The sequence below is a fragment of the Pseudomonas meliae genome (genome assembly GCF_001400515.1).
Taxonomy (GTDB): domain Bacteria; phylum Pseudomonadota; class Gammaproteobacteria; order Pseudomonadales; family Pseudomonadaceae; genus Aquipseudomonas; species Aquipseudomonas amygdali.
The window spans coordinates 1-8864 of sequence record NZ_LJQT01000094.1; the positions used below are offsets into that span (position 1 = coordinate 1).

Annotated in this window: 4 protein-coding genes and 2 pseudogenes; 5 read left to right on the forward strand and 1 reads right to left on the reverse strand. The window is 58.5% G+C overall.

All coding sequences use genetic code 11. The features are described from left to right. The first annotated feature begins 238 nt into the window (after positions 1–238). The 5 genes and pseudogenes from ALO64_RS04150 (at position 239) to ALO64_RS04170 (ending at position 8287) form a co-directional block, all read left to right on the forward strand. Positions 239–1405: an efflux RND transporter periplasmic adaptor subunit gene (locus ALO64_RS04150; RefSeq protein ID WP_044345307.1), complete on the forward strand. Its 1167-nt coding sequence runs from the start codon at positions 239–241 to the stop codon at positions 1403–1405. Then, positions 1402–4499, forward strand: a pseudogene (locus ALO64_RS04155) (multidrug efflux RND transporter permease subunit). The gene ALO64_RS04150 and the pseudogene ALO64_RS04155 overlap by 4 nt, the downstream one beginning before the upstream one ends. A 10-nt stretch (positions 4500–4509) precedes the next feature. Beyond that, positions 4510–5187 carry a heavy metal response regulator transcription factor gene (locus ALO64_RS04160; RefSeq protein WP_002552331.1) on the forward strand — a complete coding sequence of 226 codons (678 nt, stop codon included), beginning with the start codon at positions 4510–4512 and terminating at the stop codon, positions 5185–5187. Then, a complete protein-coding gene (locus tag ALO64_RS04165; RefSeq protein ID WP_044345308.1) occupies positions 5177–6541 on the forward strand; it encodes a heavy metal sensor histidine kinase in 1365 nt (454 codons plus the stop codon). Before ALO64_RS04160 ends, ALO64_RS04165 begins: the two co-directional genes overlap by 11 nt. A gap of 209 nt (positions 6542–6750) precedes the next feature. Beyond that, a pseudogene (locus tag ALO64_RS04170) lies at positions 6751–8287 on the forward strand (sensor domain-containing diguanylate cyclase). A 68-nt stretch (positions 8288–8355) separates the two neighbouring features. On the opposite strand, the gene ALO64_RS04175 reads toward ALO64_RS04170, so the two are convergent. Next, positions 8356–8835 carry a PA2169 family four-helix-bundle protein gene (locus tag ALO64_RS04175; protein ID WP_002552329.1) on the reverse strand — a complete coding sequence of 160 codons (480 nt, stop codon included), beginning with the start codon at positions 8833–8835 and terminating at the stop codon, positions 8356–8358. Between the last annotated feature and the right edge of the window lie 29 nt (positions 8836–8864).

The window sequence follows — 8864 nt, forward strand, 5'->3', positions numbered from 1 at the left end:
TGTCTACACCCTCCTAGGAAAATGTAGGGAAACTCTTAGGACTTTATAAACATCTGGACAAATATCTCTTCAACATAGATATCGTCCGTTAGCGGATTTTCTTGACTGCACGCCATGCGCGGTGGAGGCTTCCTGACAAACCTGACAGCTAAAAGTCATTCTGCTGACCGGGTTTGCAGGCTATAAGGAAGCCCTAAAAAAATATTACTCCCGTACCGACATTTGGCGTTTTCTTCATATGCGCAGACAGACCCTGACCGTCACCGCTGTAGTCCTGCTGATAGCCTGCGTGGCCATTGCCGGATGGAAACTGACACGCCCCGCTACACTCCCGAAAAACTCCGTGACTGCGGTGCCTGTGAAGGTGATCACGGTCAGCATTGAGGACGTACCACGTTTCGTCACAGGTATCGGTTCGGTGCTGTCACTGCAAAGTGTGGTGATCCGTCCTCAGGTAGATGGCGTACTGACGCGCGTGCTGGTCAAGGAAGGTCAACAGGTCAAGGCCGGCGAGTTGCTGGCGACGCTGGATGATCGATCGATCCGCGCCTCGCTGGAGCAGGCACGCGCGCAGCTGGCGCAGAGCAAGGCGCAGCTTGATGTCGCGCAACTGGACCTGAAGCGCTATCGCCAACTCACTCAGGACAATGGCATTTCGCGCCAGACATTCGATCAGCAGCAGGCACTGGTCAGGCAACTCGAAGCCACGGCGAGAGGCAACGAAGCGAGCATCAACGCCTCACAGGTGCAGCTCTCCTATACCCAGATTCGCTCGCCGGTTACGGGCAGGGTCGGCATCCGCAATGTCGATGAAGGCAACTTCCTGCGCGTCAGCGATGCTACCGGGCTGTTTTCGGTGACACAGATCGACCCGATTGCGGTGGAATTCTCTCTGCCTCAGCAGATGTTACCGACCCTGCAGGGGCTTATTGCCGAGCGCACCTCTGCGGTGGTCAAAGCGTATCAGGGCGACGGCGCAGCAAATGGCCTGCTACTGGGCGAAGGCACGCTTTCGCTGATCGACAATCAGGTTTCGGCAACCACCGGCACGATCCGCGCCAAGGCTCAATTCAAAAACCCCGGCGAACAACTGTGGCCCGGGCAACTGGTCACGGTGAAGATCCAGACCGGTGTCGAACTCAACTCGCTCAAGGTACCGCCACAAGTGGTAAAGCGCGGGATCGATCAGCACTTTGTTTATCGACTGACTGCTGATAAAAAAGTGGAAGTGGTACCGGTCAAGGTGCTTTATCAGGACAGCGAGCAGACGTTGATCAGCGGGCCAAACGCCGGAGATGTACTGGTCAGCGACGGCCAGTCGCGGCTGCGGCCGGGGGCAACTGTCGAAGTGGTCAGCGCACCCGCCCCGGATGTGGCAAGCGCGCAAGTGGAGCACGCACGATGAGTGGCCGAGGCTCGGTATCGGCGTGGTGCATCGACCACCCGGTGGCCACCTTGTTATTGACCTTCGCACTGGTACTGCTAGGGGTCATTGCCTTTCCACGACTGCCGATTGCGCCGTTGCCGGAAGCGGAGTTCCCGACCATACAGGTTACCGCGCAGCTGCCCGGTGCCAGCCCGGAAACCATGGCGTCTTCGGTTGCCACGCCACTGGAAGTGCAGTTCAGTGCGATACCGGGCATGACCCAGATGACCTCCAGCAGCGCACTGGGCTCCACCAACCTTACGCTGCAGTTCACCCTCAACAAAAGCATCGACACTGCGGCCCAGGAAGTCCAGGCCGCCATCAATACCGCAGCCGGACGCCTGCCGGCCGATCTGCCCAGTCTGCCAACCTGGCGCAAGGTCAACCCGGCCGACAGCCCGGTGCTGATCCTCAGTGTGAGTTCCAGTCTGATCCCCGGCACCGAATTGAGCGACGTCACCGAAACCATCCTGGCGCGCCAGCTCAGCCAGATCGAAGGCGTGGGCCAGGTGTTCATCACCGGCCAGCAAAGGCCAGCGATTCGTGTGCAGGCCGCCCCCGAAAAACTGGCCGCGCTGGGGCTGACCCTGGCCGACATTCGCCTGGCGGTGCAACAGACCAGCCTTAACCTGGCCAAAGGTGCCTTATACGGCAAGGACAGCATTTCGACACTGTCGTCCAACGACCAGTTGTTCAAGCCGCAGGACTACGCGCAACTGATCGTTTCCTACAAGAACGGCGCCCCCGTCCAGCTCAAGGATGTGGCGCGGGTGGTCGCGGGTTCGGAAAACGCCTACGTCAAGGCCTGGTCCGGCGACCAGCAAGGCGTCAACATCGCTATTTTTCGTCAGCCGGGCGCCAACATTGTCGACACCGTGGACCGCATCCAGCGTGAACTGCCACGGTTGCAGGAAATGCTCCCGGCCACCGTTGACGTCTCGGTACTCAACGACCGGACCCGCACCATTCGTGCCTCGCTGCACGAAGTGGAACTGACCCTGATGATCGCGGTGCTGCTGGTGGTGGCGGTCATGGCACTGTTTCTGCGCCAGCTTTCGGCCACGCTGATCGTCAGCGCGGTGCTCGGGGTATCGCTGATCGCCAGCTTTGCGATGATGTACCTGTTCGGCTTCAGCCTGAACAACCTGACATTGGTAGCCATCGTGGTCGCGGTCGGGTTCGTGGTGGACGACGCTATCGTGGTGGTGGAGAACATCCATCGCCACCTTGAAGCCGGACAAGGCATGCGCGAGGCTGCCATAAAAGGCTCGGGGGAAATCGGTTTTACCGTGGTGTCGATCAGTTTCTCGCTGGTGGCGGCGTTTATCCCGCTGTTGTTCATGGGCGGCGTGGTCGGGCGACTGTTCAAGGAATTCGCCCTGACCGCCACTGCGACCATTCTGATTTCGGTGGTCGTCTCCCTGACCCTGGCGCCGACCCTTGCGGCATTGTTCATGCGCGCCCCCACGCACAACCCGCATCAGAAACCGGGCTTCGGTGAACGTTTGCTGGCTTCCTACGAGCGAGGCTTGCGTAAGGCGCTGGCCCATCAGCGACTGATGCTCGGCGTGTTCGGCCTGACCCTGGCGCTTGCGGTGGTCGGCTACATCCTCATACCCAAGGGCTTCTTTCCGGTTCAGGACACTGCTTTTGCACTCGGCACCACCGAGGCCGCTGCCGACATTTCCTACCCGGACATGGTGGAAAAACACCTGCAACTGGCAAAAATCGTCGGTGCAGACCCGGCAGTGCTGGCGTTCTCTCATTCAGTCGGTGTGTCAGGCAGCAACCAGACCATCGCCAACGGTCGCTTCTGGATCTCGCTCAAGCTGCGCTCTGAACGCGATGTGTCGGTCAGTGAGTTCATTGACCGCCTGCGCCCCAAACTGGCAAAGGTCCCCGGCATCGTTCTGTATCCGGGCAGGACATCAACCTGAGTTCCGGGCCGAGTCGCAGTCAGTATCAGTACGTGCTCAAGAGCAACGACGGCGAATTGCTCAACACCTGGACGCAACGGCTGACTGAAAAGCTGCGTAGCAATCCAGCGTTTCGCGATATGTCCAACGACTTGCAACTGGGCGGCAGCGTCACCCATATCGATATTGATCGCAGTGCTGCCGCGCGATTCGGCCTGACCACCGCCGACGTCGATCAGGCGCTGTACGATGCGTTCGGCCAGCGGCAGATCAGCGAATACCAGACCGAGGTCAACCAGTACAAGGTGATCCTCGAACTGGACGCCCAGCAGCGTGGCAAGGCCGAAAGCCTGGCTTACTTCTACCTGCGCTCACCGCTGACCAATGAAATGGTGCCACTTTCGGCGCTGGCCAAAGTCAGTGCGCCGCGCATGGGCCCGCTGTCGATCAGCCACGACGGTATGTTCCCGGCTGCCAACCTGTCATTCAACCTGGCGTCCGGAGTCGCGCTGGGCGACGCGGTAAGCATGCTCGATCAGGCCAAGAAAGAGATCGGCATGCCCGCCTCGATCATCGGCAGTTTTCAGGGTGCGGCGCAGGCATTCCAGAGTTCGCTGGCCAACCAGCCGTGGCTGATTCTCGCCGCGCTGGTGGCGGTGTACATCATTCTGGGTGTGCTTTATGAAAGCTTCGTGCATCCGCTGACCATTATCTCCACCCTGCCCTCGGCAGGTATCGGCGCGCTGTTGCTGCTATGGATGATGGGGCAGGACTTCTCGATCATGGCCCTGATCGGCATCGTGCTGCTGATCGGCATCGTCAAGAAGAACGGCATTCTGCTCGTGGACTTTGCCCTGCAAGCGCAGCGTGAGCAGAGCCTGTCGCCACAGGAGGCCATTTATGAGGCCTGCATTACCCGCTTCCGACCGATTATCATGACCACCCTTGCCGCCCTGCTCGGCGCACTGCCGCTGATGCTGGGTTTCGGGGTCGGTGCCGAACTGCGTCAACCGCTGGGTATCGCAGTGGTCGGCGGCCTGCTGGTGAGCCAGATGCTGACCCTGTTCACTACGCCGGTCATTTACCTGCAACTGGAGCGGCTGTTTCATAAATGCCACCCGGCGCCCGCCGCACCCGCGCTGGCCCTTCACAAGTGAGAGTCACCTGATGCGCGTGCTGATTATCGAAGACGAAGAGAAAACCGCAGACTACCTGCGTCGCGGCCTGACCGAACAGGGCTACGCCGTCGACGTGGCGCGCGATGGCATCGAAGGTCTGCACCTGGCGCTGGAGAACGACCACGCGATCATCATTCTTGATGTGATGTTGCCCGGCCTGGACGGCTTTGGCGTGTTGCGTGCTTTGCGTGCGCGCAAGCAGACGCCCGTCATCATGCTGACCGCTCGCGAGCAGGTCGATGACCGCATTCGCGGCCTGCGCGAAGGTGCCGATGACTATCTCGGCAAACCGTTTTCCTTTCTGGAACTGGTCGCCCGCCTGCAGGCCCTGACCCGCCGCAGCGGCGGCCACGAACCGGTGCAGATCACCATCGCCGACCTGTGGATCGACCTGATCAGCCGCAAGGCGACCCGCGCCGGAATGCGTCTGGACCTGACCGCCAAGGAGTTTTCGCTGCTCAGCGTGCTGGCCAGACGCCAGGGCGACATCCTCTCCAAGACATCAATCGCCGAGATGGTCTGGGACATCAACTTCGACAGTGATACCAATGTGGTCGAAGTCGCGATCAAACGCTTGCGGGCCAAGCTGGACGGTCCTCACGAACACAAACTGCTGCACACCATTCGTGGCATGGGCTACGTGCTGGAGAACCGCAGTGCGGGTTGATTCGATCGCCCTGCGCCTCAGCGGGCTGTTCGCGCTGGTGGCACTGGTGGTATTCCTGCTGATCGGCTGGGCCTTGTACCTGCAGGTCGACAAGAGCCTGGACCTGTTGCCGCGTGCCGAAGTCGATGCGCGCTACAGTGTTCTGGAATCGGCTGTCGGACGTTTCGGCAACCCGGAGCACTGGGGCAAGATCAAGGCAAAACTGGAGTTGCTCAGCGAGGAAGACAAGCGCTTGCGTTTCTGGGTAGTCAGCGACAACCCGCTGTACGAATTCGGCAACCCGGACACGAACATTCGTCGTTTCGCGCAAGGCGCACCGGGTATGCATGACCTGAAGCTGGCCGATCACCCGTTCGCATTCAAGGTGCTGGTCAGCGAATTCCCGGCCAAGGAACAGCGCCCGGCACTGCGTTTTCTGACCGCCATCGATACCGAGACATTCTGGCATACCCAACACTCGCTGCTGGTCGCGCTGATCAGCCTGGCCACGCTGGGTATTTTGCTGGCTTCGGCGCTTGGTTACTGGGTCGCGCGTATTGGCCTGCGTCCGTTGACCAGCCTATCGCAGGAAGTCCAGAAGCTCGCCCCGCCACGGCTGTCCGGACGCTTGCAGCTGTCGCCGCTGCCACCGGAGCTTGAACAGTTCGTAGCCTCGTTCAACTCCACGCTGGAACGGGTCGAGCAGGCCTACTCAAGGCTCGAGTCGTTCAATGCCGATGTGGCACATGAGCTTCGCTCACCGCTGACCAACCTTATCGGCCAGACCCAGGTGGCGCTGACCCGCGGTCGCTCTGCCGAGCATTATTTCGAGGTGTTGCAATCAAACCTCGAAGAGCTGGAGCGTTTGCGCTCGATCATCAACGACATGCTGTTTCTGGCCAGCGCGGATCAAGGCACCAAGGTCAAAGCACAGACCTGCGCGTCACTGGCAGACGAAGTCGCCACCACGCTGGATTACCTGGATTTCATTCTGGAAGATGCCCACGTACAAGTCCGGGTTCAGGGCGACGCCAGCGCGCCGATTGAAAAGCCCCACTTGCGCCGCGCGTTGATCAACCTGCTGCACAACGCCGTGCAACATACCGACGCCGGTCAGGTCATCGAGGTAACTATCGAGTCGCGCGATGCCGATGTGAGTATCAGCGTGACTAATCCTGGCGTGCAGATAGCTCCGGAACATTTGCCCAGGCTGTTCGAGCGTTTTTATCGGGTCGATGCCTCACGCAGCAACAGCGGCGCCAATCATGGCCTGGGGCTGGCCATCGTCAAGGCCATTGCATTGATGCACGGCGGCACCGTGTTCGTGAACAGCGACAAGGGTGTCAATACGTTCGGCATACAGCGGCCCCGCTGATCCCTTCAAGAAATAAATTACTCCCCCCTGTTTTTTACAGTCGTCCGTGTGCGTCTGTTCGCATCATTTTAAATACACTTGCTTTATTCACATTCCATTCATATGAGGCTATAAGGAGCGTGCTATACACCCAGCATTCAAAGCATAAAAATAATGATAACTGTCTTAACCATTTATCAAGATTCATTCGTCTGCAGGTAGAACAACCAATGATGTTGTTTGCGTCATCTCGGCAAGACCGGCTCAAATGGACGCGACCGGAACTCATGCTGATCTTTGGCAGCTCACTGTCAATGTTCGCCATACTGGGGATTGTGGCGTCTTTACTGGCCCGGGAGCGTGACGACGCAGCGCAGACTGCCGCGCGTGCGGCGGCCAATATCGTGCAATTGATTGATGCCGACGTCATGCATAACGCAGAACTTTACGACTCGTCCCTGCAAGGCATGATCAGCGCATGGCGGCGTCCGGACCTTCAGGACCTGTCACCTGAACTGCGACAACTTGTCCTGTTTGATCGCTCCACTGCGGCGTCTTTCAAAGGCGATCTGGTATTGCTCGATAACAAGGGCGCCATCCTGGCTGACTCACTGTCCGTCATCCCTCGAAACGACAACTTCTCCGACCGCTCCTATTTCAAAGACCACAAGGCGGACCCTTCGCTGGGTCTGCACGTCAGTGCACCGTACAAAAGCCGTTGGGGTTACAAGGACTGGTGCATCAGTTTCAGCCGTCGCATGTCAGGCCCCAATGGAGAGTTCACCGGAATGGTAAGTGCGGCCATGCGACTGGTGTATTTCAAACACTTGTTCATGAGCCAGAATCTGGGCGTCGGCAGCAGTATCAACCTGATCAATACCGCAGGCATCCTGATCGTCCGCTACCCCGATCTGGAGGGTGAAGATCTGATTGGCAAGGATTACAGCCACAGCCCCAACTTTCAGCGCATTCTTCAGGAAGGAGATGGTCNNTGGCAGCTTTGCTGCCATGTCGACGCAGTTGAACGCTCGTCGGCTGTATACGTTTTCCCGGGTCGGCAATCTGCCGCTGGTTGTCGTGATCGGTCAGTCCGAGGATGAGGTGTATGCCGTATGGCGGCGCAATGCCTGGCTGGTCGGCTCCGCTACCAGCGTACTGTGTCTCGGAATCCTGTGGCTGACATAGCTGCTGTGTCGCGAGTTGCGACGACGCCATCGCGCTGAGGATGCACTGGCCAGCCTGGCTGCAACGGACGGTTTGACAGGGCTCGATAATCGTCGCCAGCTTGACGAAGCCATGGAAACCGAATGGGCGCGGGCACAGCGCTCAGGCAAACAGCTGTCTTTACTGATGATCGACGTAGACCATTTCAAGGCATTCAACGAGCGTCATGGTCATCAGGGCGGTGACGAAGCACTGCGCCTGATTGCACAAACCATCTCCTTCAATATCCGTCGCCCCGGTGACCGGGTTGCACGCTATGGCGGCGAGGAGTTTGTGGTAGTGCTGCCGGAAACCGACTTGCCGGGAGCCATGATGATTGCCGAACAGATCCGCAAGGCAGCTGAATCACTGCCGCTGTTTCCGGGTGCACAACAGCCCATCACCGTGAGTATCGGTGTCGTTTCAGAGATGGTGCGTCAGGGAGACAAACTGGAGGCGTTTTTCGGAATAGCCGACAAGGCGCTTTATCAGGCCAAACACAAGGGTCGTAACCGCGTAGAGCATCGCAGTTCGGTTGCCAGAGAGATGACTGATCAGGTTTGATGAACTACCGGCGGGCATAAAAAAACGCCAGACTGGCTGGCGTTTTCGGCTACCGCTGCAGCATCGAATTACGATGCGGCGTGGGCTGCACGTGCTGCGTCACGCAGTGCTTTTACTTTGTCGTGGTTGGCCAGAACGCCAGCCTGCTGCTTTTCAATCAGCGCAATAACGTTAGGGGAAACGTTCTTGGCACGGGCTTTTTCCAGCGCTTCGCGATAAGCCTTCTTGGCAACGTCTTCGCCTTTTTCGACTTCTTCCAGTACCGCCTTGTCGTCATCCGAAGTCACCATCGACTTCAGGTTGACCCATGCGCGATGCAGTGCGCCAGACACGCTGGAAGAATCTTCAGGCTTGCCACCCAGTGCGGTCACTTCAGCTTGCAGTTCACGAACGGCTGCAGCCACTTCAGTGGAGCGATTGGCAAGGAACGATTTTACCTGAGCGCTTTTTGCGTGTTCTGCGCTGGTACGGAAACCTTCTTCACCGTCTTTGCTGGTTTCGATCAGGTCATTCAGGATAGAGATCGTTTCTTTGTTGATATCAGTCATTTGATAATTTCCTAAGAGGGTGTAGACAA

What these genes read in the sequence shown, in the direction of transcription:
- ALO64_RS04150 (WP_044345307.1), top strand. Translation starts at nt 239, where the DNA reads ATGCGCAGACAGACCCTGACCGTCACCGCTGTAGTCCTGCTGATAGCC.
- ALO64_RS04160 (WP_002552331.1), top strand. Translation starts at nt 4,510, where the DNA reads ATGCGCGTGCTGATTATCGAAGACGAAGAGAAAACCGCAGACTACCTG.
- ALO64_RS04175 (WP_002552329.1), bottom strand. Translation starts at nt 8,835, where the DNA reads ATGACTGATATCAACAAAGAAACGATCTCTATCCTGAATGACCTGATC.